This is a genomic window from Sedimentibacter saalensis (assembly GCF_007830175.1).
GTDB classification, from domain to species: Bacteria; Bacillota; Clostridia; order Tissierellales; family Sedimentibacteraceae; genus Sedimentibacter; species Sedimentibacter saalensis.
Genome location: NZ_VLKH01000004.1, coordinates 38,530 through 65,078 on the forward strand (window position 1 = coordinate 38,530; position 26,549 = coordinate 65,078).

Sequence of the window (26,549 nt, forward strand, 5' to 3'; positions counted from 1 at the left end):
TTTTATGTTAAAAAGTAGGAGGCATTATATGTGCGGAATAGCAGGATGGATAAACTTCCGGGAAAATATCAGTGACAATATAACATCAGTAGAAAAAATGACAGATAAGCTTGAAAAAAGAGGACCTGACAACTCAGGTTTCTACACGGAAGAAAATGCAATTTTAGGCCACAGAAGACTTGTAATAGTGGATGCTGAAGGCGGAGCTCAGCCTATGACAAGATACAAGGGTGGACACAAATATGTGCTTGTTTACAATGGCGAGCTTTACAACACAGATGAAGTACGAGATGATCTAATTAAACTTGGTTACAAATTTGAATCCTATTCAGACACTGAAGTACTTCTTGTTGCCTACATGGAGTGGGGCGAAGAAGCCTTGAAACACATTAACGGAATTTATGCCTTTGGTGTTTGGAACCAGGATGAAAAATCATTGTTCCTGGCAAGAGATCCTCTTGGTGTAAAGCCTTTGTTTTACTCTCTTAAAAATAACAACCTTTTATTTGCTTCACAAATAAAGGCACTTCTCGCCCATCCCATTGTTGAGCCTGTAATAAATAAAGAAGGAATAATGGAAATACTCGGACTTGGCCCTGCTCGCTCGTTAGGAAACGGAGTTTTTAGAGATATAAAGGAAATTCCTCCGGCACACTGCATGACATACAAAGACGGAAAAGTCATTCTTAAGGAATATTGGAAACTTGAAGCAAAATCTCATGAGGAAGACTATGAACAAACAAAAAACACAACAAGAAATCTATTAATCGACGCCGTGGAAAGACAGCTTGTTTCTGATGTTCCTGTATGCACATTCCTCTCAGGAGGACTGGACTCCAGCGCTATTTCTGCCATTGCAGCAGAATATTATAAAAGAACAGGCAGAGGCATTCTCCCCACATATTCCATAGACTACAGGGACAACGACAAATATTTTCAGGCAAACTTGTTTCAGCCTACCTCTGACCAGATTTTTGCTGAAATAATGGCAGATTACATCGGCAGCAAACACCATACAGTTATTCTTGAAAATACTGAACTTGTAAAGGCTCTGGGGGATGCAGTGAGAGCAAATGACCTCCCCGGAATGGCTGATATTGACTCTTCTCTATTGTTGTTTTGCAGAGAAATAAGGAAAAATGAAACTGTTGCTCTTTCCGGTGAATGTGCAGATGAAATTTTCGGAGGCTACCCTTGGTTCACAAGGCCAGAAGACATTAATGCAGACACATTCCCCTGGTCTAAATCTACAAAGGAACGAAGAGAAATATTGAGCAAAGAATTTCTTAACCTTCCCCTTGAAGAATACGTCCATCAAATGTACACAGACACCATAAACAAGGTTCCAAAACTTAAAGGAGAATCTAAAGAAGAATCAAGGATGAGAGAACTGTTCTACCTGAACATAAAATGGTTCATGATGACGCTTCTCAACAGAAAGGACCGCATGAGCATGGAAAACAGTCTTGAGGTTAGGGTACCTTTTGCAGATCAGAGAATTGTAGAATATGCTTTCAACATTCCTAACAGCATCAAGTTTTACAACGGCAGAGAAAAAGGTCTCTTAAGGGAGTCTCTGCGAGGTATACTTCCTGATGACATAATTGACAGAAAGAAAAGCCCATATCCAAAGACTCACCACATTGACTATACCAATGCAGTCCAGAAATGGATGACAGATATTTTGTCAGACAAAAAAGCGCCAATTTATCAGCTAGTAGACAAACAAAAAGTCACAGAAATAGTCCAGTCAGGTGGAAAATCATTCACAAAGCCATGGTATGGGCAACTGATGGCAGGACCGCAGCTTATAGCATATTTCATTCAGCTCAATTTGTGGATGGAAGAATATAATATAAAAATTATTGATTAATCATTAAAACGGTAACACATTTGGACACTGTGAATATGATATTAATGAGCTTGGCTCAAATTTAAATGAATAAGGTGTTATGATGTGTCGCAATAGATCACACAGGTGCAGAAGAAGAAATGACAATGTAGCAGGAGACTTCGGAATTCAACGCATTGCTCTTAGAGGACCAGGTTGCATAGATGGAACAGGACGTTGTCAGGGCGTTCTTGGTACAGGCGGAAGATGCAGATGCAATGACGGTGTTTTAGGAACCGGCGGGGACAGATGCGATGAAGTTCTCGGTACAGGCGGCAGAAGAAGATGTGAAGATGTTCTCGGTACTGGCGGAAGAAGAAGATGTGACGATGTTCTCGGTACTGGCGGAAGAAGGCACCATTGCTGCAAACATGATAATTGGTTGTGGAACGATCTTGAAACTCCCACAACTGTTCCAAGATAGCATAATAATGAGCAGTTTATCTGCTCATTTTTTACATAAAAATAATTATTTAATATTTAATGAAAATTTTATCAGTTTAATTTTAATGCATAAGTCAATAATATAATATAGCTCAAAATGAAAGGAGCTGTATAGTATGAGCAGCAGAAATAAATTAATTGTCCCGGAAGCACAGCAGGCAATAAACAGCTTGAAAATGGAAATATCCAATGAACTTGGAATACCGACGTTAAATGTGAATGCAACAGCTATGTATCCTGCTATTGTTAACGGATTAAGTGTCAGAGAAATGGTTCGCATGGGAGAAAATATGCTGGTACAAAACAATGCTAAACCATCTGACAATGACATATTTTAATGTTGCATACTAATAAAAAAACGCCTCTTGGCGTTTTTTTTATTTATTGCTGTATATCAAGGATTTTGTAAACAAGATCCTTTGTTTCTGCCTGATTCATTACGAAAAATGAAAGTCCGTTAATAGTCTGAGTTGTTCCCGGGAGCACATGGAAGTTGATTGTGTCTGCGGAAAGTCCAACACAGCTTGCAGCCATTGATGTTGCTTCAGAAAGAGAAAAATCTGTATCTACATAAGGGAATACTTCAGCAACAACCTTTGGAAGCCTGAAAGTCAAAGCTTTTTTTATTGCTGATTTCACAAATCCCTGCTGAGCTTCTATTCTCCCTAAATCTCCTTCAGCATATCCAGAATAACCTGAATAGTTTGTCTTTCTGAACCTCAAGAATTCCATAGCATTATCGCCGTTTATAATCTGCTTGCCTGCGGGGATGTTTATGTCAAGTGGTGGATCTGAATATGGATCAGTATATCTCATATGGAAAGGAACGTCTACTTCAACTCCTCCAACAGCGTCTACTGCTGCCCTCACACCGTCATAATCTATAGTAACATATTTATCTATTTCTATTCCTGTTATGTTTTGAATCATTTCTTCCAAACCTTCGATACCTTTTACAGTATAAACAGAATTTATTTTGTTGTTTGCGCTGTTTACAAAACCATCTCTGTCCACATATGTATCTCTTGGTATTGATATAACATCTGCTTTCTTAGTCTTTGTGTTGTAGCTTGCTACCATTATTGTGTCCGAACGTTCATGTTCAAGTCCTAAAAGAAGGATATTGACCCTCTCGTCCTTGTTGCTGCCTATCATATTAAAAATATCAGTGGCATCTGCATTTCCGCCGTGAAGTCCGTTGAGCATAACAAATCCGCCTATTATAACTAACGAAAAACAAAACAGCGATATGAAGAACACTTTAAAAAAATGCTTCAATTTATATTCCTCCAAAACTATTACATTACTCACTGATATATAATATCACAAATATTTCTTTTGTAAAGATTATAAATCTTAATATTTTATAAACAAAAAAAGAAAGGCTTTCGTCTTTCTGTATTCTGTCTATTAAACAATTCATGTTATTTATATTTTGTAATCTTCGGGAGGACACGAGGTCCTCCCCTACAACCCGTGATTTTAAATTCATCGTAAGATTCAACTTGTCGATGCGTAGGGGCGGGTCTTGTGCCCGCCCGTGTTATTATCTCAATGATGTAACTCCGGGAGGACAGTAATCCTCCCCTACAACCCGTGATTTTAAATTCATCGTAAGATATAAATTCATCGATGCGTAGGGGCTGGTCTTGTGCCCGCCCGTGTTGTTATCTCAATGATGTAACTCCGGGAGGACAGTAGTCCTCCCCTACGACCTGTGATTTCAAATTCATCGTAAGATATAAATTCATCGATGCGTAGGGGCGGGTCTTGTGCCCGCCCGTGTTGTTATCTCAATGATGTAACTCCGGGAGGACAGTAATCCTCCCCTACAACCCGTGATTTCAAATTCATCGAGATATAAATTCATCGATGCGTAGGGGCGGGTCTTGTGCCCGCCCGTGTTGTTTATTGAATGAAGATTACAGTCCTTCATTGTAATATTTTTCAAAATCCATTATTGTAAGGTTACTTTCAAGAAATCTTGCATATGTGTATAAAACATCCGAAAGTCTGTTTATAAACTTGAGCAGCACATCGCTGACTGTCTCGTGTCTTTTTAGAGACAGTATCCTTCTTTCGGCTCTTCTGCACACTGTCCTTGAAACATGAAGTGCAGCTGCTGCCGTTGAAGAACCCGGCACTATAAATTTGTCTGCACCGGAAATTTTCGGCAGATATTCATCAATTATTCCTTCAAGGGCTTTAATGTCTTCTTCTCTGATTTTGTACTTGTAAACTCCTTCTTCAACAGTTGCAAGTTCCCCGGCTGCAAAAAACAGCCTTATCTGAATTTTAAGAAGCTGGTCTTTTATGGCTTCATCTTCAACAAACTTTGCTGCAAATCCTATGGAAGAATTGAGCTCATCAATTGTTCCGTAAGATTCAACCCTCAGTGAATCTTTGTCAACTCTTGTTCCGTCGTAAAGCGAAGTCTGACCTTTATCTCCTGTCTTAGTATAAATAATCATAAATACCTCCTAATTTTAATTGCTTAGTTTTATAATCTCATCAGCAATATCCCCGAATTGTTGGAGGTTCAATGTTTCCCCTCTCACTCCCGGATCAATTCCTGCTCTTTCTAAAACCATTTTTATTTGTTCCTTGGGCAATTTCAAATTGTTGCTGAGGCCGTTAAGAAGTGTCTTCCTTCTTTGTCCAAACGATGCTTTAATTACTGCAAAAAGCATGTTTTCATCGAGAACCTGGATTCTCGGCTTATCAAGAATGTCAAATGAAATTACTGCTGAATCAACTTTTGGCCTCGGCATGAACACTGTATTTGGAACAATCATGGCAATTCTTGTATCAGCCCTGTAATTTACAGCAAGTGTGATTGCACCGTACTCCTTGCTTCCTGCTGTGGAATTAAGTCTCTCAGCCACTTCTTTTTGAACCATTACAACTATTTTTGATATTTTGTATCTTTCTTCAAGTATTTTCATTATGATTGGTGTTGTTATGTAGTAGGGAAGATTTGCCACAATCTTGACGTCCATTCCCTGGAATTCTTCGTCTATTAGTTTTACAACATCAACTTTCATAAAATCTTCGTATATGATTTTTATGTTGTCATAATCAAGTGTTTCCTTGTGGACTTTCTCAAGGCTTTTGTCTACTTCTATGGCAACTACCTTTTTAGCCTTGCTGCATAAAACTTGAGTCAATGTTCCAAATCCAGGGCCTATTTCTATTACTCCGGAATTTTCGTCAAGCTCTGCCGTTTCAGCAATGTTGTTTATAATGTTGCCGTCTATAAGAAAGTTCTGCCCAAGACTTTTGCTGAATTTGAATCCGTACTTGTCTAATATGTACTTCATCACCTTCGGTGAATACAGTTTTTTATCATCCATTATTTATCCGTTTCCTTATCAATCTTAGAATTTTCAATTTTAATTATAGCTTCTTCTAATTCTTCTCTTGTTATTCCAAAAGTATTAAGCCTTTTTAAAAATTGCTTGGCACTGCAGTAGCCTATTCCAAGCTCATCTCCAAGTAAGCCTCTTCTTTTGGAAGCATCTTCGTTACCTAGTAGCTCATAGTATACCATATCACTGTTTGAAAATTCCTGGATGTTTTCTGATATTTCAGCCCTGGCGTTTTCAAGTGCTTCCCTAATGACCTCTGGGCTTGCATTTTCAACTCCTATGTCTCCGTCCTTGTTTGCCAGGTTTCTAGGAATGAAAGCATGCTTGCAGTTTTCTATTTCAGAAGAAAGAATGTTTCTGATTTTCTTGCCTGGATAATCCGGATCTGTAAGTATTATTATCCCCTTGTTCTTTGAGGCTTTTTTTATTGTTTTTATTATTTGATCGTTTATGCCAAGTCCGCTGGTTGCAATTACCTGCGCATCAACAGCTTTTTTCACTGCTGAAATGTCTGACTTGCCTTCAACCACTATTATTTCCTTAATCAAGCTGTTGCTCCTTTAATTGTTCAATGTTCAAAAGAGATCTTATTTTTGTAACCATAAGGTCAATGGCAACAAGGTTGTTGCCGCCTTCAGTTACAATTATATCCGCATATTTTTTGCTTGGTTCTATAAACTGCTCATGGGCAGGTCGTACGGTGTTCATATACTGGTTTATTATAGAATCGAGGCTTCTAGCTCTTTCATTGATGTCCCTGATTATTCTTCTTAAAATTCTTATATCAGCATCTGTATCAACATAAATTTTTATATCTAGCAGGTCTCTTATTCTTTCCTCGTAAAATACAAGAAGTCCTTCCACAATTATTATTTCTCTGGGCTCGACAGCTACTGTCTCTGTTTTTCTGTTGTGAATTCCGTAGTCATATATGGGTTTGTTTATGGATTTTCCTTCTTTAAGTACCTTGATGTGTTCCACAAACAAATCTGTGTCAAATGCAAATGGATGGTCGTAATTAGTCTTGCATCTTTCTTCGTATGTCAATGAGCTTTGGTCTTTATAGTATGAGTCATGTTCCATTATTGCTATACTTTTTTCCGGAACCTCAGAATATATTTTGTTCACTATTGTAGTCTTTCCTGAACCGGTTCCTCCACATATTCCTATGAATATTGGTTTTTTCATAAAATCTTACTCCTCGTCTAATGTTAATCTAATAATAATATACACTACTTTTATAATTTTGCCTATATTTATATTCAAAAAAAGAAAAAATTGCTCTTTCAAGCAATTTTTTCTTTCTGGTTACTCCAGTATGTAGACTTTTACTTGCCTTATTCCATAATTTTGTGCGTCTGTTCCATTTTCCATGAACAAGTCTATTCTGTAACCATTTATCGCTCCTCCTGTATCAAGAGCCGTTGCAAAACCATAGTCAGGACTGCCATCTGTGGAAGCTATATAAAGCTTCGTTCCAAGAGGTATTACACTCGGGTCTACTGCAACTGTACCTGGCTGAGCTTTTGTGCCAGATGCTGTTATACCATATTCGGGGTGGTCAGGATACTTGCCGCAACTTTCATAAGACAAGTCATAGGCTGAAGCAACCATATCAAGTTCCTGATCAAAACGGAATCCGCCTCTTGATGTTGCTACAACATATTCCTTTGTTCCCACCTCAATTATTTCTTCTACAGGTTCTATATAGACGATTTCTTCTTCCAACGATTTGGAAATAAGTTTTCCGTCCACATATGATTCTTGGTAGACGGATTTTTTCATTCCGTCTGATCCTTCTTGGACTACTTCTTTGTAGTCAACATATTTTTGATCGTTATATACTATTTTTGTCTCATGTTCTACGCTGCTTCTGTCAATATCGTATTTCAGTTCTTTAAATGGAGTTACTGCATTTGATGCAACAGTATTTTCTGTGTCTGCAAATGCAATATTCTTCATGTTACCACGGTTATAATAAGTTAAAACAAAGCTCATTATCAGTACTGTTAATATTATAAACGGGTACATTTTGTTCTTTTTCATTTTAACACCAACCTTTAATAGTTTCTCAGTAATTGACTTGGCGTTGTCAATTAAAGGTATAAATTTTCATAAGAAAATTTACTTTTTGCATAAGTATGAATTTACGCATTATTGGCAATCCCTTTTCAAAATCCCACATTTTTTGAACAAATGATATTGTACAACACTTCCTGTTTTTTTGCAAGCTTTTTTTTATTTTTTTGACATTTTTAATCAGGGTCTTGCTCATTTCATGCCCTAGAGAGGCATTTGTGGCTGTAAAATCTATGTAAATTATGATTATTATTTACAGTTTTTTAAAAAATATTCCAAAAATAAAAAAATTAAGCAGCTGTATAAACAGCTGCTCTGTACAGGATTATATTTTATAATTTTGTATATTTATAAACTTCTATTTCATTGTACAATTCTTTCATTATTTTCTCAAACAATACCCCTTCACGGCTGGGTGTTCCTGCCTCGTAAGTTTCCTTAACAGCCAGGGATACAAACCTTGAAGCTTCTTCAATTGCTTCAGGAAGTTTTTTGTCATTCATGAGATATCCAACCAAAAGAGAAGTAAACAAATCTCCTGTACCGGGATACCTTTTGTTAACAAACCTAAACGGAATTTTCCAGTATTCATTGTTTCTTTTATCGTAGCATGCATTGATGTTTTCACCATCAACTGTTGCTATTCCCGTAATGACACATATGTCCGGACCAAGACTGCAAAGCCTTTGCAAATAACTTTTTAGAAGTTCCGTGTCAATTCTATGGTCCAAATATTTTTCTCCAAGCAATATGCTTGCTTCAGTCATATTAGGAGTGATTATATCTGCCTTGTGCACCAGCTGGCTCATTTTTTCTACCATTTTATCGGTATATGTCTTGTATGTAATGCCATGGTCTCCCATTACAGGGTCCACAACAACAAGCACATCTTTTTTTGATTTTATTTTATTTATAATGTCAAGCATGATGTTGATTTGTTTTTCCGAACCTATGAATCCGCTGTACAAGCAGTCAAATTCTTCGTTGTTTTTTTCCCAGTTTGAATAGTATTCTTCCATATGCTCTGTAAAGTCAAAAAAATAAAAATTTTTATACTCTGAATGATTGCTTAAAAGAGCAGTGGGAAGCGGGCAAACCTGACATCCAAGAGCCGAAAGAACAGGCATAAGCACTGTCATTGAACATCTTCCAACACCTGACATATCATGGATTGCTGCAATTTTAGGAACGTTTTTCATAATAATATCCCCTCTTGATTTAATAAAATAAATATAACCTTATTCTATAACTTTCTAAAGGTACAGATTTGTTGATAATGAAGATGACAGATAGCAACAATGGGGTTAGGCGTGGTCATAGCGCAGTTTCGTTCACCAATTTATCATCTCCCTATGGTCGCATAAATTTCGCAGTTTCATTCGCAAACTTGTTTGCTCGCTATCGCTCACACAAATTTGGAATTCATTGCGGTTGAATTACCATCAATTTATCCTTCGCTACCGCTCGTATAAATTGGGTAAATCATACGGAACTCATTGCGTTTGACCTACCATCCATTCTTGCATCACTATCGCTCGCAACAATGGGGTTAGGTCATAAAATAAATAAAAGATGATCTCTGCAGAAACCATCTTTTATTAAAGTAAAGACTCATAATTAATAACTCTTTACAAGGGGGGCTTGTTTATTAAGTATTACCTACTTGTTATATTATTCGAACAAGCCCTAATAATTTTGGGGTACAAAAACATTTTTTTACATTTTTTTATTTATTACTGTGCTATTTTGTCAAAATCTATTAGCAGCTGATTAAGTAACTTTATTCCTTTTATCATTTGTTCAAATTCTTCATCTGTCTTGTTGTCAAGAACCGGTCCATATTTGTTCAAAATATCCTCATTTATTTTTTCAAGGGTTTTCTCTCCTTTTTCTGTAAGTACCAGCTTCACAACCCTCTCGTCCTCTAAACTTCTTATTCTTTTTACAAACCCTTCTTGTTCAAGCTTTTTACACATATTTGAACCATTGCCGCTTTTTACATCAATTATTTTTGACACTGTTCCCACTGTGGCCTGTTCACATTCCTTCACAGCAACAAGTATTCTGCTTTGCATCATTGTAAGTCCATGTATCTCTATAAAAGGCTTAAAGGCTGTTTCCAGATTTATGTTTGTAAATCTGATCATGTCCCACAGCTCTTTTCTCAACAATTCATTTCGCATACAGCACCTTCTTTGATTATTTGTTCAATATTTCCATGAACTCTTCCCCGGTTATTGTTTCTTTTTCAAGCAGGTAATTAGCAAGTTCATGAAGTTTTTCTTCATTGTCCTTCAATATCTGTATGGCTTTGTCATGAGCGGATTTAATAATTTTTAACACTTCATCGTCAATTTTACTTGAAGTGTTTGATGAACAAGCAAGAGATGATTCTCCCCCAAGGTATGGATTGTTCACTGTTTCAAGTGCCATCATGTCGAATTCTTCGCTCATGCCGTAACGTGTTACCATTGCCCTGGCAAGGTTTGTTGCCTGAGCGATGTCGTTTGAAGCTCCGGTTGTAAATGTGTTGAAAACAACTTCTTCAGCTGCACGGCCACCTGTAAATGTGGCAATTTTATTGAATGCTTCTTCCTTTGACAAAAGGAATGTTTCTTCCTCTGCAACCTGCATGGTATATCCAAGTGCTCCGGATGTACGCGGTATAATGGTTATTTTGTGTACAGGAGCAGATTCAGTCTGCTTGGCTGCCACAAGCGCATGACCTATTTCATGATAAGCTACGATTTTCTTTTCCTTAGGAGAAATAACAGCATTTTTTCTTTGATAACCTGCTATGACAACTTCAACTGCTTCTTCCAGATCTTCCTGTGAAGCTGTTGCTCTTTTATTTTTAACAGCCCTAAGGGCTCCTTCATTTATAATGTTAGCAAGCTCAGCACCACTAGCCCCTGCTGTAGCCCTTGCTATTGCATTGAAATCTATGCTTTCATCTAAATGCACATTTTTAGCGTGGACTCTTAAAATTGCCTCACGTCCTGCCAGGTCAGGAAGTTCTACGGGTATTCTTCTGTCAAAACGACCCGGTCTTAACAATGCTTTGTCCAGAGATTCCGGCCTGTTAGTGGCTGCAAGAATAACAACTCCTTTTTTGCCGTCAAATCCATCCATTTCAGTAAGGAGCTGATTCAATGTCTGCTCTCTTTCATCATTTCCGCCTATGCCTCCCCCGTCTCTTTTCTTTCCTATGGTGTCTATTTCATCTATGAAAACAATACACGGCGCCTTTTCTTGAGCCTGCTTGAACAAGTCTCTTACCTTTGCAGCTCCCATACCAACGAACATCTCCACAAATTCAGAACCGGAAATTGAGAAGAAAGGAACTTTGGCTTCCCCTGCCACAGCCTTTGCCAGCAATGTCTTTCCTGTTCCCGGAGGTCCCACCAACAGTGCGCCCTTTGGCATTGTTGCACCTATTTCTTCATATTTTTTAGGATTATGAAGGAAGTCAACAATTTCAGTGAGCGCTTCCTTTGCTTCATCCTGTCCTGCAACATCTTCAAACCTTTTTCCTGTCTGTGCCTCCACATAGACTTTTGCATTTGATTTTCCAAACTGCATGGAATTGCCGAATGAGCCCATTTTTTTAGACAACTGTCTAGATAAAATTTGTCCTACTGCTATAAATATCAGTACAGGAATAACCCATGACAAAATGGCTTCCATCAGCACTGAATTTTCCTTGGGTACTATCTTGCCAAATTCTATTTTTGTTCTTGATGAAAGAAGTCTGTCAACAAGCATTGGGTCTTCCATTTTGCCCGTGACATACACTCCTTCAGGATTCGATTTTGCTTTAAAAGCTATTTGTGTTTCATTTATTTCAACCTTTGTCACATCTCCGGACTCAACCATTGATAAAAATGTTCCGTAGTCAACCTCACTTATTTTTGACTGCATCTGGTTCAAATATGGAAACACCATTGCATTTAAAAGTATTACCACAAACATGACTATCATGTAATAATAGACAAATGGTTTTTTGTTGTTTTTATGTTCTTTCATACGTCCTCCGATAAAGTATGTTTAAATTTCATAATATCTATATTCAATATATATTATTGCATTATATATACTTATTATTAAACCAATCTTAATAATATCTATAATAAAATGGTTATTATTTTATCATACGGACAATTTTTTTCGTGTGCAATGGACGGCTTTTTTTACATTTTGTTATTCAATGCTGTACAGGAATTTACGAGTCATAGTTAAAATTTATTATGAAATTATAGAGTTGACAATAAAGTTATGATATGGTAATCTATCAAGAATAATTATAATAGTGATAACATTCGAAAAGGAGATAACCATGGCAAGAATTATCAACGAGCCGTCCAGAACATTTGGAGAATATTTACTTTTACCAAACCTCACCACAAAAGATTGCATTGTTGAAAATGTTGATTTAAGCACACCCATTTGCAGATTTAAAAAAGGTGAAGAACCTGATTTAAAACTTAACATACCATTCTCTTCAGCCATAATGCAGTCAGTATCTGACAACAACATGGCAATTGCATTAGCAAAAAACGGCGGTATTTCATTTATTTACGGATCTCAATCAATTGAAAGCGAAGCAGAAATGGTTCGCAAAGTAAAAAAATACAAGGCTGGTTTTGTTATAAGCGATTCAAATCTTACACCTGAAAACACTTTAAGTGATGTTCTTGATCTTAAACAAAGATCAGGCCACTCAACAATGGCAATTACAGAAGATGGAACTCCAACAGGCAAGCTTTTGGGAATTGTAACAAGCAGAGATTACAGGACAACAAGGGACCCTCTTGATAAAAAAGTTAAAGAATTCATGACTCCTGCCAAATCCCTGATTGTGGGACACGAAGGAATTTCCCTCACTGAGGCAAACAACATCATATGGGAGCACAAATTGAATTCATTGCCTATAGTTGATGATAATTTCAATCTGGTGTACATGGTTTTCAGAAAAGACTATTCAGAAGACAAGGAAAACCCACGTTCACTTCTTGACAGTCAGAAAAGATATATTGTTGGTGCCGGAATCAATTCAAGAGATTACAAAGAAAGAGTTCCTGCTCTTGTAGAAGCAGGAGTTGACATTGTATGCATAGATTCTTCAGAAGGATTCAGCGAATGGCAGTCTGACACTATAAAATGGATTAAAGACACTTACGGCAGCAAAGTTAAGGTTGGAGCCGGAAATGTTGTTGAAAGAGAAGGATTCAGATACCTGGCTGATGCAGGAGCAGATTTCGTAAAGATAGGAATCGGCGGAGGTTCAATCTGCATTACAAGAGAACAAAAAGGTATAGGAAGAGGTCAAGCCTCAGCAGTGCTTGATGTTGCTGCAGCTCGTGACGAATATTTCGAAGAAACAGGAATTTATGTTCCTATTTGTTCAGATGGCGGAATTGTTCTTGACTACCACATCACATTAGCTTTGGCAATGGGTGCTGACTTCGTAATGCTCGGAAGATATTTTGCAGGATTTGACGAAAGCCCTACAGCTAAAATAAAGTATGGCAACGGTTATGTTAAGGAATATTGGGGCGAAGGTTCCAACAGAGCAAGAAACTGGGCAAGATATGACTTAGGCGGCAAGGCAGGTCTTCAATTTGAAGAAGGCGTTGACTCATACGTTCCATATGCCGGTAAACTAGATGATGGTCTTGGAAGCACACTTCACAAAATCAAATCAACATTCTGCAACTGCGGAGCAAAAACAATTAAAGACATTCAGAATAACGGAAGACTTTGTCTTGTATCCTCAACAAGCATTTCAGAAGGCGGAGCTCACGACGTAATTCTTAAAAACCAATAAAATATAACCGGCTGAAAAGCCGGTTTTTTCATGCAACTTACTAATCTCCTTCTTATTGTGAAAAGTAACCTTTGAATGCACCATCCGTAGGGGCGGGTCTTGTGGACGTCACTGAAAAAGTCTTTCCTGTCATCCTGAACGACAGTGAAGGATCTCATCTTTGTTGAAAACATGAGATTCTTCGGCTACGCCTCAGAATGACAGTGAATAAATATATAGTTTTTCAGTGGCCTCGTCTTGTGCCCGCCCGTCTGCAAGTTACGAATAACCCTTTAAGAAATATTCTGACAAAAAACAAAACCCGCGTTGGCGGGTTTTATATTATTTATCTTCGTCTTCTTCTTCGTCGTCAAGTAATTCATCAATTTCAGCTTCATCAAGAATTTCGTCAAAAGCTTTTGTAACTTGTTCATATTCATCGTCAGATTCTATGCTCAATAATTCAAAGCTTCCGTCTTCATATTCTTCAAAGCCGTACAGGAATACTTCTCCGTCTTCCTGATTTTCTAAAGGCAGCAATGCTATGTAGTCTTTGTCTTCTACTGGGAAAATGGCAATTATTGCACATTCAACTTCTGTTCCGTCTTCAAGCGTAATTGTCATTATTTCTTCGTCGTGGTCTCCGCAACCGCATCCGCATCCTTCGTCGTTGCAATCGCATCCTTCATCATCAGAGCAGTTGCAGCCAAATAAATCTTTATCTTCACTCATTTTTTGTACATCCTTATATAATATTTTATCCAACATACATGGATATTTAAACTTTAACAGAATACAATTTAAAAAGCAACATTAAATTTAAATTCTTATTCACTTTTAAAATATTTGTTCAATAACACTTTACAGAATTGTCAAAATAGGTTATAATCTCATATGTATTCGGGATGTAGCGCAGCTTGGTTAGCGTACAAGTCTGGGGGACTTGGGGTCGGAAGTTCGAATCTTCTCATCCCGACCAAAAAATTTTCATTTAAAAAGCAGGTTTTTCTAACTTGCTTTTTTTGTCCTCAAAAAAGCAACCTCGCACTTAAATTTAATATTACCACCAGCAACAACCTTAGGTACAGCACCCGTTGATTCATCAATGTCATAATACCTCTTAGCAGTTTCAGGAGGAGTCATAACATTTAGTGGTATGGGGCGATTAGGTTCCAGCCTGGTGCCAGACTCTGACTCTGAAGACGGATCATTAATAGTAGAAATAAAAATCTCATTTCCCGCCTCATCTCTTCCATCAGGTGATAAATCCTGGTTTAGAATCAAAACCATTTCTGTTTTTCCATCAGAATTTACAGCAGTTGATTCACAGGATAACACTCTTATTGAACTGGACGTTGTTGCGTTAGCATAAGTACTAAATTCTATGTCGTTCTCAGATGTACTTCCCATCTTCTTGTTAAATACAAACTTAATCTTATTCTTTACAACTAATTGAGCCTCTTCAATGTAAACATTCTCCGGCCCTATTCCTTCAACAATGTGAGAATCAACACTGCCATACAATCTTTTTCCTGCAAGATCCATGATTGGGGCTATCTTTACAAAAGGAGCGATACTATCATTATTACACTCAAAATTCTTTACATAAATTTGTACTTTGCTTTCACTAACTTTGATGATTGTATCATAATTCCCTAAATCATTATAGGTATCGCCGCCGTCAATTGATACCTGATAATTTGACTTATCAAGCATTTGTGATTCATTCATAGGTTCAGAGTATATAATGAAAATTCTTCCCTTTTCAGCCACTGCATAACAACTTTCATCACTCTGCTGACTATCTAGTACTATAGGATATGTATTGTCACCAGTTGTAAAAGCATGTTCATAATCAGATACATTTGCATTTCCGAAAATATCCATGTAATTTTTGATCAATAACTGATATTCAGTATTATCATCTAATTTATAATTGTATTTAAGTTCAACTGATTTCATTGAATCATCCATCACAACTGAAAAAGGTACTTCTTCATTGTCTGAAAGTCTTTTAACTGAATAGCTATCTGGATTTTGTGCAACTTCTCTGTCAAGTTCTTCATCAAATTCAATCTTGATGCTTTCATTATTGTTCATAATGTAATGTCTGACAACGGGAGCAGCAGTATCATCCTCAACAGTGCAAGTCAGAACCTGATCTGGCACTTTTATACCGTAAGCATCAACTATCTTTTCACCTTCAATTCCGCTGTTCACCAGGTAGAGGTAAAGTGATCCGTTTTGCAATAAATTATTGAATGGAAATGTAATTTCATTTGCATAGTCAGCAGATGTAGCTTCTGACTTATAGTCCTCATTGTTCTTTACTGAATGATACAACTTGATGTTTGAACCCTTAACAGGCTTCGAAAAACTAAGGACTACCTTATTTCCTATTGCTGTCTTAACACTTACCACCGATACTGAATTGTCTTTAACGTAATTAAATGTATGTTCACCCTTAAATACTTTATATCCTGCATAATCCTGTATGGCATTGCCCTGAAGACCGGCATCATTAACCGTAACAGTGACAGGTCCTTCAATAAGCTTGGTTCCAAGCTCTAAATTTATCTCATCAAGATTTAGTTCAGCTTTTTGAACATAGTATGAATATGTTCCGCTTTTAACAGCAAAAAGATTATTACTTAATGTTGTTGTATTATTACCTTCGTATACCGGCTCTGAAAAAGTAATTTTTATATTTTTCTCACCTGTAGCCGTAATTTCTTTAACTGTAGGTAATATACCATCCTGTACTTGTATTTCAAATTCTTTATCTGCATTTAATTTTTTCCCATTTGCAGCCATAATGTCCTTACTTATCATAACTTTTGCTGTGGATGAGTTTGTCAAGCAATCATCAACTGTACTATCAAGAGTTACGACAACAGTCTTCATGTCATCACTCAATTTGCAGCTGTAATCAGTTAGAATCTTTTCATCAATACCCTTATCTTTAACTGTGTAGTATGCCTCTTCTTGAGCTGAAGATTTATCCAATGGAAGATTGAACTTTATTTCCAGCTGTTTATTGTTTAATGTATTAACAGATACAACTCTTAATTCTTCCGAACCACCGCCGCTTGTGCCGCTGTGAGCTATTAAACCAAGTTTTTCAGCCTTTGCCTTTAAATTATTATTGTCTCCAACGATATCAGCGATAACTGTTTTTCCACTGGCCTTTTCAGCCGTCAAAGCACCATACATTATGCCAACTGCTGCATCTCTGGTTAAATCACCGGTTATAGTTGCATCAATTTTGCTTCCTTTAGTTTCTGCAAGCTTAGCAACTGATTCTCTGAAATCCGGAACAGTATAACCCATTTGCCTGAGCATGAATGTAGCAAATCTGGCAGCTGTAACAGTATCCTTAGCACCAACAAACAATTCGTCTTTATTGGCTGAACCGCTTAAAATTCCATTTGCTGTTGAATATGCTACTACATTTTTAGCATAATCTGATATACTTGCAGCATCATCAAATTTAGCTAATGCTTCAGCTACTTGGTCAGCTGATAATTTATTAGCTGCCTCATTATAACCAAATAACTTCGCTAAAAATATTAATGAATCCTGTGTAGTCAAAGCATTTTCCAGTCCAACTTTAGGATCATTTGCATCCTGACCTGAGTATAGACCAAGATCCTTCAATGTTGCAGCTTTGTCAGCATTTGCAACATTAGCTGAATCAGCTGCAAATACAGTAGTCATTGAAGTAAGCACTAATACTACTACTAGAACTGCTGCGGTTAATTTTCTTAAATTTCTCATGTTCTTAAATTCTCCTTGACTATTTTATTAGTTTTAGATTTGTTAAGGCTAGCTTTTGCATATTTTGAAGATGTTACACCAATATAATATAGTAAATCACACAATGATATCGTTTTCTATACTATATCACTAATTGTTTCTATGTACAATATTTTTATTATAATAGATTCTTCGGCACTTTAATTTCGAGGTAAAAACAAATAAAGATTTTCTCAAAAATAGATTAAATATTTAAGCATTAGCAATTACAGCTAAATGCTTGATATTTCATATGAAAATTTTGTATTAAATTGGAAAAAGTTGTGTTATAATAAAATAAATAGTTTCCTAAACGCAATATTTTCTTATATGTTGAAAATAAATACTTTAAAGATTGGAAGGATTTATTAATGGATGTATATGTAGCTCGTCAGCCCATATTTGATAGCAATATGAATGTAATTGGATATGAATTACTATATCGCGGAAGTATAAACAATTTTACTGAACGAACTGATGATAATAAGATAACAGCTGAGCTAATCAGTAATGCCTTTTTAACTATGGATATTCACGAACTAACAGATGAAACAAAGGCCTTTATAAATTTTTCCGAAAAACTTCTCATAGAGGAAATACCTTTGTTATTACCTGCTGACTCAGTAGTTGTGGAAGTATTGGAAAATGTTGAAATTAACGAAAATGTAATCCACGCATGCAAAAAATTGCGAGAAAAAGGTTATACAATAGCTCTTGGTGATTTTGTCATCAGCAAAGAATCCTACTTACCTCTCATGGAAATTGCGCATATTGTTAAAATAGAATTTTCCGCTGTAAATTACTTAAAACAACGTCAATTAATAAAACAATACAAGAATAAAATCAAGTTTATAGCAGATAAGGTTGAAACAAGGGAAGAATACCAATTAGCTGTTGATATGGGATACGATTATTTCCAAGGTTATTTTTTCAGCAAGCCTGTGATTATTAAAGGTAAAGAAATAGACAGCTTAAATATAAACTTGATTAAAATTATGAGTTTATTAAACAATAATGAACCGGATTACCAGCAAATTACTGAGATTATTGAATCGGATTTAGGCTTATCTTATAGATTGTTAAAACTAGCCAATTCTGCTTTCTTTGGATCAAGAAATAAGATACTGTCTATAAAACAAGCATTAGTTCAATTAGGCATACTTGAAATCAGAAAATGGATTTATGTAATGATGCTCAAGGATATACAAATTATAGAAAATAAAGAACTGATAAAAACCTGTTTTATTAGAGCAAAATTCATGGAGCTGCTGGCAACAGAAACAGGAATGGATGATAAGAGATTGGAATATTTTATGACTGGAATGTTTTCCTCCATTGATGTTTTGTTAAACAAAGACATGAATATAATTGTAGATGAAATAAGCTTGACCGATGATGTCAAAGATGCATTGCTTGGTGCAGACAATGAAATAAGAAATGTGCTTGACATGGTTATTAACTTTGAATTATTAAAATGGAAAAGTTTTGGGGTTAATAAAAAAGCTTTAGGAATAACTCAGGAAAAATTCATGAGTTTGTATACAAAAGCACTTATGTGGGTAAGGAAGCTAAGTTATTAAAAGCCAACGCAATTTTACAAGGGTAGAACCTAAAAATAGGATCTTCCCTTGTTTTATTTTATATCTTGCCCCAAAACACACCTTCTGAAATTTACAAATCCGGTCGTATAATAACACCTTCAGGACCATTTAATATTCAATAAAATTATGATTAAGTTGTATTAAAATGGGTACATATGTTTTGGAAAATATTTCATGTATATTGTACGCTTTAAGTTTGCATGAATACGCCAATTATGTTTTGATTAACTATAATTATTGTAGAGTTATCAACTTGAAGGTTTTGTAGAAACAAAACCAGGCATGATAGGCATGTATATAAAAAGTACATTCATGAACGTCTTGATTATGGTTCATGAGTATCCAGGTTTTTCAAATTTGTTGAATTGTAAATGTATGCAACAGGTTTAAAAAGGAGGTTGAAAAATAATGTCTAATTTAGAACAGACAATCTTAAAAGGATACAAAGATGCAATTGATGCTTTTAATGATGGAAATGTAAAAGGGCTCGTTTCTCATTACGCAGATGATATAGTTGAGGTAGATTACTCAGGAGTTGTGTGTAACGGAAAGGCTGAGCTCGAAGAATCTTTTAATGAAGTTTTCAAACAAATGCCTGGCATTTCAATGAAATTTGAAAATGAAAACATTAGTATCAGAATGCTGACTCCTGAACTTTCTGTTATTCGTGTGCCCATTGAATTGGTTTTGCCTGGGGGTAACCCTGTTTTAAAAGGCAATCACATTTTGATAAATAAAAAGGCTGGCGAACGTTGGCTCGCAATTGAGTCACACATGAAACTATATCCGCCACCAATGGAATAAGATGGATAAAAAATAATAAGGTGGCCAGTAGTATGCTAATTGGCGAACTTTTTCCAACAGCATTTGAGATTAAACAAAAATCCATGCTGTGTGACAAAATCCACAACATGGATTTTTGTTTTTCAGAATCTTATTCTTGACCTTCTAATTCTCCTCCATCAGACCTTTTTCCTGCTCACTTTTTAAAAGTACACTTTTTTATTAATTACATAATATAGTGCAGGAGGGATGTAAATGAAAAAACCATGTTGCACTGCAATCGTTGAAATGAATGAATTCAAAAGAAACTTTAGATATAACAACAGTGTAATTCTAACACTTAATATTAAATATCCATTGATAAATATACCACATAACAAGTCAGCTGAAGATAATATTAACAACATGATAAACATGCAGATTAGAGAATATTATAATTATGTTTCAAGAAAACTGTACAACAATGCAATTGAATACTATCGTGATTCTCAAACTAACAATTTCCCATTTCATGTGAATGAAGCAATTATGGAATACAACATAACATACAATGATAACTGCTTCTTAAGCCTTTATAAAGATAAATATGAATTTACAGGCGGGGCCCACGGCAGCACAATCAGAAGCTCTGATACCTGGGAAACATGCCAGGGGACATATATTCCAATGTATTGCTATTTTTACAGCGGTACAAATTACATGAATTTATTGATAAATGAAATAACAAAACAAGCAGAACAAAATTTAAATCAAAATCCAGGCATTTACTTTGAAGATTATAAAAATTTAATAATACAGAATTTCAACCCAGACAGCTACTTTTTAACTCCCTATGGCATGAACATATATTATCAACAATATGACATAGCGCCATATTCCACAGGCATTGTAGAATTTACAATACCATATGAGATTATTGGCTGGTATCCGTCTTGTTAAATGAATGGCTCAAAATGAAAATTTGCATAACAAAAAACAGAGCATTTTTGCAAAGGCTCTGTTTTTATCACTATAAATTGATGATACGGTTACTCCAGTGTTTCAATCAAAAAGCTCACAGGACGGAAGCCATCATTACAAGATATCATTGCTGATTTTTTATTCTTCATCCAACCTTCGTAGATGTCTTCTCCGCCGTGGGCTAGTGTCATCACAAACGCAGACATGCTTTCCCATGCGCTGTCGCACAATCCTTCAGGCTTTTGCCAACCATTAGCAACAAAAACTTGCCCAATCTCCATATCGCAGGCGTGAAGCAAAGGATTTTCATATTTGTCTATCAAATCTTGATAAATTGTTTGTTTCATCACTGTTATTTTCACATTTTTCATATCTATTTCTCCTAACCCTCTCGCAGCGCAATAAAAAATCCAACGCTGCAGTAAACTATTTCATATGGAATTCAAATCTTCAATATATGGTTTAATATCTAAAACTGGAGTACCATCCAGCATATCTACACCAAGAAATTCCAATTTGCTATTTTCAATATTAATTATCTTCACGACAGACATTCCTATGCCATTAGGCCTATGTGGCGATCTTGTTGAATAAATACCGGCATTATTGCGTTTTTTAGAAATCAAATGTTGATACTCTGATTTGTGAAAATAAAACAAAACAACTATATATGACCCTATTTCAATATCCTTTATTCCATCCTTAAATTCATCCAATATTTCTATCGTGCCTTTTTCTTTCATATTATTAATAGATTGTCTTGGTATATCAGAATCATCATTGTAATCAGTCCTGATATACCCAATTGGTTTCATATTAATTTCCATTTTATTATTATCCACCCTTCTCCAAATAATGCTGATAATTTTATTGTAAAACTTATTTAAATCTTACGCTTTTGGCGTACAAATATACCAGGTTGCCCTTACGCCCACGTATACAGTCTTAACATCAGAAAAACACTCTCTCATTTCTGATTCAGCATTTTTTATGAAATTGAAATAGTCTCCGCCTTCTAACCATTCAATGATTGTGGTCGGGAGAGATCTTTTTTCATTATAATCATAGATTATTACTTTAGATTTTGTTACCCTGCTCATTTCGGCATACATCAATTTTCTCTCTTCCTGCCCCATGCCATGAGCCACATAAGAAGCAATTGAAGCCTCAAATAATTTATCCTCAAAAGGCAATCTCTCAAGAATATTAGCCTTGGCAAAGCTAACCGTTTTATTTTCAGGCTTTTCTCTTGCAATATTCAGCATTTTTTCAGCAGGATCAACGCCTGTCACCTTTAGCCCCATATCATTTAAAACTGAACACAAGGCACCCGTCCCGCATCCCACATCCAGAATCGTCTTGAATTCTCTAATATCAAGCTCCTTTTTAACAATTTCTATTACATCTTTAAACCGTTTTTTTTGAATTTTATAAAACAATCCATATATATGTGATATGGAATTGAACAGAAGCACACTATCTCTTTTCTTTTTACCCAATAACGACCGCCACCTTTCCTTTTAAAACATTTAAATTTATAAAGAATATCAGTTTGATAATAAAATCTGCTTAACAACCCTTAAATTACTAAACAAAAAACTTGAAACATAAATTTTACTTACTATATTCTAATATAAATTTCTCAATTATATCTTTTTGTGAAGAAGCTATTTCCTTGAGATTACCACAAATGCACTTATAGTGTGCTTCTCCCCATAATTATCATAAAAGTGATAATCTACTGGTGTTATCTCAATATGAGAAAAATTCGAATATAATTCTTTTAATTCTTCAATTGTTGAATAATGGTGTGGAATGTTTTCTTCACCTTCAACATTATTAATAAAAGTATTTTTTTCTATCTCTCTACCTTTACCATAGTTTTCATCATATATTGAAACATAATCAATAACTACTATTCCATTAGGTTTTAACACTCTGTATATTTCATTAATATTTTTACGAGAGTCATCCAATGTTCCATGTCCTGTTGTCCATACACATAAGACTCCATCAAATGTATTATTATCATATAATATATCTCTCATATCATGTTGCATAAACTCAATATTACTCAAATTCAGTTTTTCAGCCTTTGATTTAGTTATTTCTAATCCAGTTTCAGAAATATCAGTTGCATATACTTTGAAGCCCTGTTCTGCAAGGTATATTGAATGCCTTCCTGTACCACAGCCTAAATCCATTACACTTTTACTGCCATTTCTCTTAAAAATATCTGTCGCTACTTTAACCGTTGGCAGTATATCAAATTGAACTTCTCCTTGGTCTTTATATATTTTATCCCATTCTTGCTCCCATTTAATATTCATTAGTCCCCCTAATAATTTGTATTATTTTACGTCTACATAACAATATAAGAACATTTATATATAACTGAAAAATGAATATGTTAATTTTCAGTTATAAAAACAAGTCAGTCAATTCTGAAAAATGCAAAATATGATAATCAGAACCTTCCATAATTTTATTTCTTTTATTTGGTTCTTTAATATCCAAATGTTCAGTAAATACAGTTTTCATACCTACTTTCCTTGCTCCTAACAATTCATCTGAGCCTCCATCACCTACAAAAACACTTTTTTCAGGATTAACATTCATCCTCTGGATAGCAATATTGTAGATATCAGAATTAGGTTTCAAACACTTTACTTCATACGAAAATACAGCATCATTAAATAAATTATATAATGGCGATTCAGGCCAATACATTGCATCAATAACATCAGCATTGCTGATTAGACCTATCTTTATTCCATTATCGCGCAATTTTTGAATTGTTTCGACTATTTCAAATTCTACATTAATAAGTGCGTTTTTCATTCTTTCTTTTCTAAAAGCTAACAATTTCTTTTTCTGCATTTCACTTACCGAAAATGGCATGCTATCAACAATTTCATCGATAATTTCTTCTGGACTATTCACAATGCCAATTGCTCTTCTTTTATATATCATTTCATATTTTGCATATAATTCCCATTCCTCAATAGATAATCCTAGTACATCATTTTCATTCTGTTGTAAATGATATTTAGGTATAATTAAAGTAAAAAACAAATCAAAGAATATAGCTTCAATGTTCTGCATGCTAATATTTCTCCCATCACCTTATATAAAGAATTTAGTATTAGAAAATTACGTTTCACTTTTATTTAATTTAAAACTATCTATTTTACCCTCAAATATCCACTGAAAAGGAAATGAAAAATGTATCTGTTGAAAAATAGGACTTTCCATATGTTCTAAGATTACTGCAGTAAGTCTAATCGGATATGTATAGTCCACTCCTGTAGCACTTTCCTTTAATGCATAGGCTATACTTCTATGTATAACGAATAGTTTTTCTTCAGATGTAATATCTGATTGAAGCAAATTTCCAAGTTCACCTAAAATTTTTTCATAAAGTTCTTCCTCTGTTACGGTTTGCTTCAATTTACCGCAAGCTGTAACCCAAGTAACTTTGTTATGTTTTGAAACAATAGCATGTTCTAGATCTAAAGTAAGGATGTAATCGTTATTCACAGCAAAAAATTCCTTTATTTGGTCTACTCCAATACACCATTGATTTTCTGTTCTAATAATATAAGGATTATTCTCCATAACAAAATATTTACTAATTAATTCTTTTGAAATATTTTTTTGACCAACTATTTCTTTTTCAAAACTTTTTAATAGTGTTTTTATTTCTATAGTCATCTGATTATTTATGTATTTTTCTACCATTTCATTCTGATTATTATAACTCTCAATGCACTCTTTGGAATTCTCAAAACGTTCATCAGGAAAATTTGCCTTTGGAATTGAAAAGTGGATATTTGCAAATTTCCACTTGCCATCATCTTTTAAGAGAACTCCACTTAATCTAAGTGGCCATAAGTATTCTCTTTTTTTCTCTAATCGTTGGTGATATGCTAGAGCCAATACCCAATTAATAAAGGTAATTTTTTGCTTTGGCTTAATTTCAGATTCTTCAATTTTGTTTTTAATAAAATTAAGATAACTCTCATATTTCTCTTGTGTATTTTCAAAAGTGTATTTAACATTACCTGTAGTAGCAACCCAAGCAACTGTATTTTCATTATTAATATATACATTTTCTAAATCTATTTTGATATCACCCCAATATTTCCAGTCACCTATAATCAATGATTTTACTTGTTCAAGACCTAAAAATAGTTCGCCTGTTCCAGTACCAAGAACACATGCATCATCTTTAAAAAGTTCCTCAACAAAAGCATCAACTTTTTCTATGTCTTTCCCAGTATAACCATTCTGAAACTTTCGAAGGATTTTAATAATCTCTGATTTCTCGTCAACTGTTTTTTGTAATGTATTTTCGTTTTTCAAAGTTATTCCCCCTTACCCTAATTTTCATTCCTCAAATAATCAAATAAAACAAGTTTTGTTTAACGGTAATTAGTCTTCTTCTACTATTTTCGATGCTATTTAATAGCATCGAAACATGATTGTAAACAAAGAGTATTCTCATTCTTTCAACTCTTCAAATTGGAATTTAACTATGATCAAAATTAAAAATCAATGTATTCTACTTGATTTACATGTTGTTTTATTAAGTCGAACAAATAAATTTTTAGCCACGAATTCAGCTTTAGGGAGATTCAAAGCAAGCATTTCGTTAATCGTAAAAGCTGCTTCATGTGAAATTACTTTACACTCTATATTAAACACATTTAAAAGATTTATTATTTCTTGTTTACTTTCCATTGTTTTCATTTCGTTCATTCCTTTACAACTATTTAACTTCAAATTCCTATTTATCGGATTTTAAATATATAATTCTTATGTCACTTTTTACAATTGCGTCACAATATTTGAATATTATTTATTTAAAGTAAATCATATTTAAACTTTTACTTTTAAGAAATTGTTTTTTGTAAGCCAAATTATTGAACTTTCCATATCATTTATATTTGTTTCTATTCCCCAAATTGAGTTTGGAGCATATTCCTCTAAAGCGTTGCAAATTTCTAAAAAATCAATTGTACCTTTTTCAAAACCTAAATGCTCATCTTGTTGTCCATAATTGTTGTGTAAATGGACAAATCCTATTTGTTTATTAAGTTTTTTAACCCAATCTAAAACGGATGTTTTTGAATTACAATGAGCATGACCTATATCAAGACATATATTCAAACGACTATCATTTACTGCTGATGCTACTTCAGAAATCAAGTCAGGAGTATGTTCAAGCAGATTTTCTATATAAAAAACAGTTTCAGCATCTTTATCTCTTAAAAAGTCATCCCAGAATATTTTACTTCTTTTAACCCAATTAGGGGGATAACTTGTTCCAGGTACATAACCATGATGAAGAACTATGTTTTTACAACTTAATTTACGAGATATTTCATATGAATATTCAAATCTGTTTTTTGTTGCCTCTCTTATAAGACTGTCTTTACTTCCAAAGCACAAATCGGCGAAAGAACCATGGATTGAGCGGACTTTTATATTTTTGTAACTTTCTAATTGATTTTTTATTTCATTCGGATAAGTATTAAGATATTCAGGGTCATGGAATGCATCAATATCTACATTAAGATTAAACTTTTTACATATATCAACAACTCTTATATATTCGCCGTTGTCACATAATACTATTTCTTTCATTACAATTACCTCCTGTGAGAAAATTATTGTGATTTCTTTTCATAGAAGCATTTTCATTAAGTTTTTTAATGTCTGTAATATCGCTAATGTTACCTTCGTTCATGCAACAACCTCCTCATAAGAAATATATATCCATTTCGCAATAATTTACTATTGTGACGTACCATTTGAAG

At 34.7% G+C, this 26,549-nt stretch carries 27 protein-coding genes and 1 tRNA gene; 8 read left to right on the top strand and 20 right to left on the bottom strand.

All coding sequences use genetic code 11. The features are described 5' to 3' along the window. Positions 1-28: 28 nt before the first annotated feature. The 3 genes from asnB to LY60_RS07795 all read left to right on the top strand — a co-directional run bounded on the left by asnB (position 29) and on the right by LY60_RS07795 (position 2,673). Positions 29-1,873, top strand: coding sequence for an asparagine synthase (glutamine-hydrolyzing) (asnB, locus tag LY60_RS07785; RefSeq protein ID WP_145082172.1), 1,845 nt, complete (start codon positions 29-31; stop codon positions 1,871-1,873). 82 nt (positions 1,874-1,955) lie between these two features. Further along, on the top strand, positions 1,956-2,315 hold the full coding sequence (locus LY60_RS07790) for a hypothetical protein (RefSeq protein ID WP_212633465.1): 360 nt from the start codon (positions 1,956-1,958) through the stop codon (positions 2,313-2,315). A gap of 136 nt (positions 2,316-2,451) precedes the next feature. Next, positions 2,452-2,673, top strand: coding sequence for an alpha/beta-type small acid-soluble spore protein (locus LY60_RS07795; protein ID WP_019229001.1), 222 nt, complete (start codon positions 2,452-2,454; stop codon positions 2,671-2,673). A gap of 43 nt (positions 2,674-2,716) precedes the next feature. Here LY60_RS07795 and LY60_RS07800 read toward each other — a convergent pair whose 3' ends face one another. From LY60_RS07800 to ftsH, 9 genes are all read right to left on the bottom strand, one after another. Then, entirely contained in the window at positions 2,717-3,613 is an 897-nt protein-coding gene (locus tag LY60_RS07800) for an LCP family protein (protein WP_145082176.1), read from the bottom strand. Between the two features lie 644 nt (positions 3,614-4,257). Beyond that, complete coding sequence (locus LY60_RS07805; protein WP_145082178.1) at positions 4,258-4,806, bottom strand: cob(I)yrinic acid a,c-diamide adenosyltransferase; 549 nt, start codon at positions 4,804-4,806, stop codon at positions 4,258-4,260. Positions 4,807-4,821: 15 nt separating this feature from the next. Next, a complete protein-coding gene (gene rsmA, locus LY60_RS07810; RefSeq protein WP_145082180.1) occupies positions 4,822-5,688 on the bottom strand; it encodes a 16S rRNA (adenine(1518)-N(6)/adenine(1519)-N(6))-dimethyltransferase RsmA in 867 nt (288 codons plus the stop codon). Further along, positions 5,688-6,251, bottom strand: a complete 564-nt coding sequence (rnmV, locus tag LY60_RS07815) for a ribonuclease M5 (protein ID WP_145082182.1) — start codon at positions 6,249-6,251, stop codon at positions 5,688-5,690. Before rnmV ends, rsmA begins: the two co-directional genes overlap by 1 nt. Further along, the gene (gene udk / locus LY60_RS07820; RefSeq protein WP_019229006.1) at positions 6,244-6,891 is read right to left on the bottom strand and encodes a uridine kinase; all 648 of its coding nucleotides are present in this window, start codon (positions 6,889-6,891) and stop codon (positions 6,244-6,246) included. Before udk ends, rnmV begins: the two co-directional genes overlap by 8 nt. 120 nt (positions 6,892-7,011) lie before the next feature. After that, the gene (locus tag LY60_RS07825; RefSeq protein WP_145082184.1) at positions 7,012-7,749 is read right to left on the bottom strand and encodes a 3D domain-containing protein; all 738 of its coding nucleotides are present in this window, start codon (positions 7,747-7,749) and stop codon (positions 7,012-7,014) included. Positions 7,750-8,114: 365 nt separating this feature from the next. Then, positions 8,115-8,981 (bottom strand): pyridoxamine kinase, encoded by an 867-nt coding sequence (locus tag LY60_RS07830; protein ID WP_145082187.1) that lies wholly within the window; start codon positions 8,979-8,981, stop codon positions 8,115-8,117. 534 nt (positions 8,982-9,515) lie between these two features. Continuing rightward, positions 9,516-9,965 carry a MarR family winged helix-turn-helix transcriptional regulator gene (locus LY60_RS07835; protein ID WP_145082189.1) on the bottom strand — a complete coding sequence of 150 codons (450 nt, stop codon included), beginning with the start codon at positions 9,963-9,965 and terminating at the stop codon, positions 9,516-9,518. Positions 9,966-9,981: 16 nt separating this feature from the next. Continuing rightward, the gene (gene ftsH / locus LY60_RS07840; RefSeq protein WP_145082191.1) at positions 9,982-11,808 is read right to left on the bottom strand and encodes an ATP-dependent zinc metalloprotease FtsH; all 1,827 of its coding nucleotides are present in this window, start codon (positions 11,806-11,808) and stop codon (positions 9,982-9,984) included. Positions 11,809-12,118: 310 nt separating this feature from the next. Between ftsH and LY60_RS07845 the strand changes: the two genes are divergently transcribed. Further along, positions 12,119-13,609 carry an IMP dehydrogenase gene (locus LY60_RS07845; protein WP_145082193.1) on the top strand — a complete coding sequence of 497 codons (1,491 nt, stop codon included), beginning with the start codon at positions 12,119-12,121 and terminating at the stop codon, positions 13,607-13,609. Between the two features lie 321 nt (positions 13,610-13,930). Here LY60_RS07845 and LY60_RS07850 read toward each other — a convergent pair whose 3' ends face one another. Further along, complete coding sequence (locus tag LY60_RS07850; RefSeq protein ID WP_145082195.1) at positions 13,931-14,320, bottom strand: DUF1292 domain-containing protein; 390 nt, start codon at positions 14,318-14,320, stop codon at positions 13,931-13,933. 169 nt (positions 14,321-14,489) lie between these two features. On the opposite strand from LY60_RS07850, the gene LY60_RS07855 reads away from it, so the two are divergent. Further along, positions 14,490-14,567: transfer RNA gene (locus tag LY60_RS07855), tRNA-Pro, on the top strand. Positions 14,568-14,596: 29 nt separating this feature from the next. Here LY60_RS07855 and LY60_RS07860 read toward each other — a convergent pair. Further along, a complete protein-coding gene (locus LY60_RS07860; RefSeq protein WP_145082197.1) occupies positions 14,597-17,365 on the bottom strand; it encodes an Ig-like domain-containing domain in 2,769 nt (922 codons plus the stop codon). A gap of 389 nt (positions 17,366-17,754) precedes the next feature. Here LY60_RS07860 and LY60_RS07865 point away from each other — a divergent pair, with 389 nt between their 5' ends. The 3 genes from LY60_RS07865 to LY60_RS07875 all read left to right on the top strand — a co-directional run bounded on the left by LY60_RS07865 (position 17,755) and on the right by LY60_RS07875 (position 20,706). Then, entirely contained in the window at positions 17,755-18,963 is a 1,209-nt protein-coding gene (locus LY60_RS07865; protein ID WP_145082199.1) for an EAL and HDOD domain-containing protein, read from the top strand. Positions 18,964-19,392: 429 nt separating this feature from the next. After that, entirely contained in the window at positions 19,393-19,788 is a 396-nt protein-coding gene (locus LY60_RS07870) for a YybH family protein (RefSeq protein ID WP_145082201.1), read from the top strand. 234 nt (positions 19,789-20,022) lie between these two features. After that, on the top strand, positions 20,023-20,706 hold the full coding sequence (locus LY60_RS07875; protein WP_145082203.1) for a DUF3298 and DUF4163 domain-containing protein: 684 nt from the start codon (positions 20,023-20,025) through the stop codon (positions 20,704-20,706). Between the two features lie 89 nt (positions 20,707-20,795). On the opposite strand, the gene LY60_RS07880 is transcribed toward LY60_RS07875, so the two are convergent. From LY60_RS07880 to LY60_RS18325, 9 genes are all read right to left on the bottom strand, one after another. Next, the gene (locus LY60_RS07880; protein ID WP_145082205.1) at positions 20,796-21,098 is read right to left on the bottom strand and encodes a TIGR04076 family protein; all 303 of its coding nucleotides are present in this window, start codon (positions 21,096-21,098) and stop codon (positions 20,796-20,798) included. Positions 21,099-21,158: 60 nt separating this feature from the next. After that, on the bottom strand, positions 21,159-21,554 hold the full coding sequence (gene tsaA, locus LY60_RS07885) for a tRNA (N6-threonylcarbamoyladenosine(37)-N6)-methyltransferase TrmO (protein WP_145082207.1): 396 nt from the start codon (positions 21,552-21,554) through the stop codon (positions 21,159-21,161). A 63-nt stretch (positions 21,555-21,617) separates the two neighbouring features. Beyond that, positions 21,618-22,226, bottom strand: coding sequence for a class I SAM-dependent methyltransferase (locus LY60_RS07890; protein WP_145082209.1), 609 nt, complete (start codon positions 22,224-22,226; stop codon positions 21,618-21,620). Positions 22,227-22,394: 168 nt separating this feature from the next. Then, positions 22,395-23,057, bottom strand: coding sequence for a class I SAM-dependent methyltransferase (locus tag LY60_RS07895; RefSeq protein WP_145082211.1), 663 nt, complete (start codon positions 23,055-23,057; stop codon positions 22,395-22,397). Between the two features lie 91 nt (positions 23,058-23,148). Continuing rightward, the gene (locus LY60_RS07900) at positions 23,149-23,832 is read right to left on the bottom strand and encodes an HAD family hydrolase (RefSeq protein WP_145082213.1); all 684 of its coding nucleotides are present in this window, start codon (positions 23,830-23,832) and stop codon (positions 23,149-23,151) included. A gap of 48 nt (positions 23,833-23,880) precedes the next feature. Beyond that, positions 23,881-25,092 carry a nuclear transport factor 2 family protein gene (locus LY60_RS07905; protein ID WP_170226137.1) on the bottom strand — a complete coding sequence of 404 codons (1,212 nt, stop codon included), beginning with the start codon at positions 25,090-25,092 and terminating at the stop codon, positions 23,881-23,883. A gap of 189 nt (positions 25,093-25,281) precedes the next feature. Then, the gene (locus LY60_RS18115; RefSeq protein WP_212633466.1) at positions 25,282-25,479 is read right to left on the bottom strand and encodes a YbaK/EbsC family protein; all 198 of its coding nucleotides are present in this window, start codon (positions 25,477-25,479) and stop codon (positions 25,282-25,284) included. Positions 25,480-25,608: 129 nt separating this feature from the next. Then, entirely contained in the window at positions 25,609-26,376 is a 768-nt protein-coding gene (locus tag LY60_RS07915; RefSeq protein ID WP_145082217.1) for a sugar phosphate isomerase/epimerase family protein, read from the bottom strand. Beyond that, the gene (locus LY60_RS18325) at positions 26,354-26,479 is read right to left on the bottom strand and encodes a hypothetical protein (protein ID WP_281291832.1); all 126 of its coding nucleotides are present in this window, start codon (positions 26,477-26,479) and stop codon (positions 26,354-26,356) included. The genes LY60_RS07915 and LY60_RS18325 overlap by 23 nt, the downstream gene beginning before the upstream one ends. Positions 26,480-26,549: the final 70 nt, after the last annotated feature.

Coding starts and splice junctions, on each gene's coding strand:
- LY60_RS07860 (WP_145082197.1), bottom strand. CDS start 17,365: ATGAGAAATTTAAGAAAATTAACCGCAGCAGTTCTAGTAGTAGTATTA.
- LY60_RS07900 (WP_145082213.1), bottom strand. CDS start 23,832: ATGCAGAACATTGAAGCTATATTCTTTGATTTGTTTTTTACTTTAATT.
- LY60_RS07870 (WP_145082201.1), top strand. CDS start 19,393: ATGTCTAATTTAGAACAGACAATCTTAAAAGGATACAAAGATGCAATT.
- tsaA (WP_145082207.1), bottom strand. CDS start 21,554: ATGGAAATTAATATGAAACCAATTGGGTATATCAGGACTGATTACAAT.
- LY60_RS07845 (WP_145082193.1), top strand. CDS start 12,119: ATGGCAAGAATTATCAACGAGCCGTCCAGAACATTTGGAGAATATTTA.
- LY60_RS07835 (WP_145082189.1), bottom strand. CDS start 9,965: ATGCGAAATGAATTGTTGAGAAAAGAGCTGTGGGACATGATCAGATTT.
- LY60_RS07825 (WP_145082184.1), bottom strand. CDS start 7,749: ATGAAAAAGAACAAAATGTACCCGTTTATAATATTAACAGTACTGATA.
- udk (WP_019229006.1), bottom strand. CDS start 6,891: ATGAAAAAACCAATATTCATAGGAATATGTGGAGGAACCGGTTCAGGA.
- asnB (WP_145082172.1), top strand. CDS start 29: ATGTGCGGAATAGCAGGATGGATAAACTTCCGGGAAAATATCAGTGAC.
- LY60_RS07805 (WP_145082178.1), bottom strand. CDS start 4,806: ATGATTATTTATACTAAGACAGGAGATAAAGGTCAGACTTCGCTTTAC.
- LY60_RS07875 (WP_145082203.1), top strand. CDS start 20,023: ATGAAAAAACCATGTTGCACTGCAATCGTTGAAATGAATGAATTCAAA.
- LY60_RS07880 (WP_145082205.1), bottom strand. CDS start 21,098: ATGAAAAATGTGAAAATAACAGTGATGAAACAAACAATTTATCAAGAT.
- ftsH (WP_145082191.1), bottom strand. CDS start 11,808: ATGAAAGAACATAAAAACAACAAAAAACCATTTGTCTATTATTACATG.
- LY60_RS07915 (WP_145082217.1), bottom strand. CDS start 26,376: ATGAAAGAAATAGTATTATGTGACAACGGCGAATATATAAGAGTTGTT.
- LY60_RS07865 (WP_145082199.1), top strand. CDS start 17,755: ATGGATGTATATGTAGCTCGTCAGCCCATATTTGATAGCAATATGAAT.
- LY60_RS07790 (WP_212633465.1), top strand. CDS start 1,956: ATGTGTCGCAATAGATCACACAGGTGCAGAAGAAGAAATGACAATGTA.
- LY60_RS07850 (WP_145082195.1), bottom strand. CDS start 14,320: ATGAGTGAAGATAAAGATTTATTTGGCTGCAACTGCTCTGATGATGAA.
- rsmA (WP_145082180.1), bottom strand. CDS start 5,688: ATGGATGATAAAAAACTGTATTCACCGAAGGTGATGAAGTACATATTA.
- LY60_RS18325 (WP_281291832.1), bottom strand. CDS start 26,479: ATGAACGAAGGTAACATTAGCGATATTACAGACATTAAAAAACTTAAT.
- LY60_RS07795 (WP_019229001.1), top strand. CDS start 2,452: ATGAGCAGCAGAAATAAATTAATTGTCCCGGAAGCACAGCAGGCAATA.
- LY60_RS18115 (WP_212633466.1), bottom strand. CDS start 25,479: ATGAAAACAATGGAAAGTAAACAAGAAATAATAAATCTTTTAAATGTG.
- LY60_RS07830 (WP_145082187.1), bottom strand. CDS start 8,981: ATGAAAAACGTTCCTAAAATTGCAGCAATCCATGATATGTCAGGTGTT.
- LY60_RS07895 (WP_145082211.1), bottom strand. CDS start 23,057: ATGAATATTAAATGGGAGCAAGAATGGGATAAAATATATAAAGACCAA.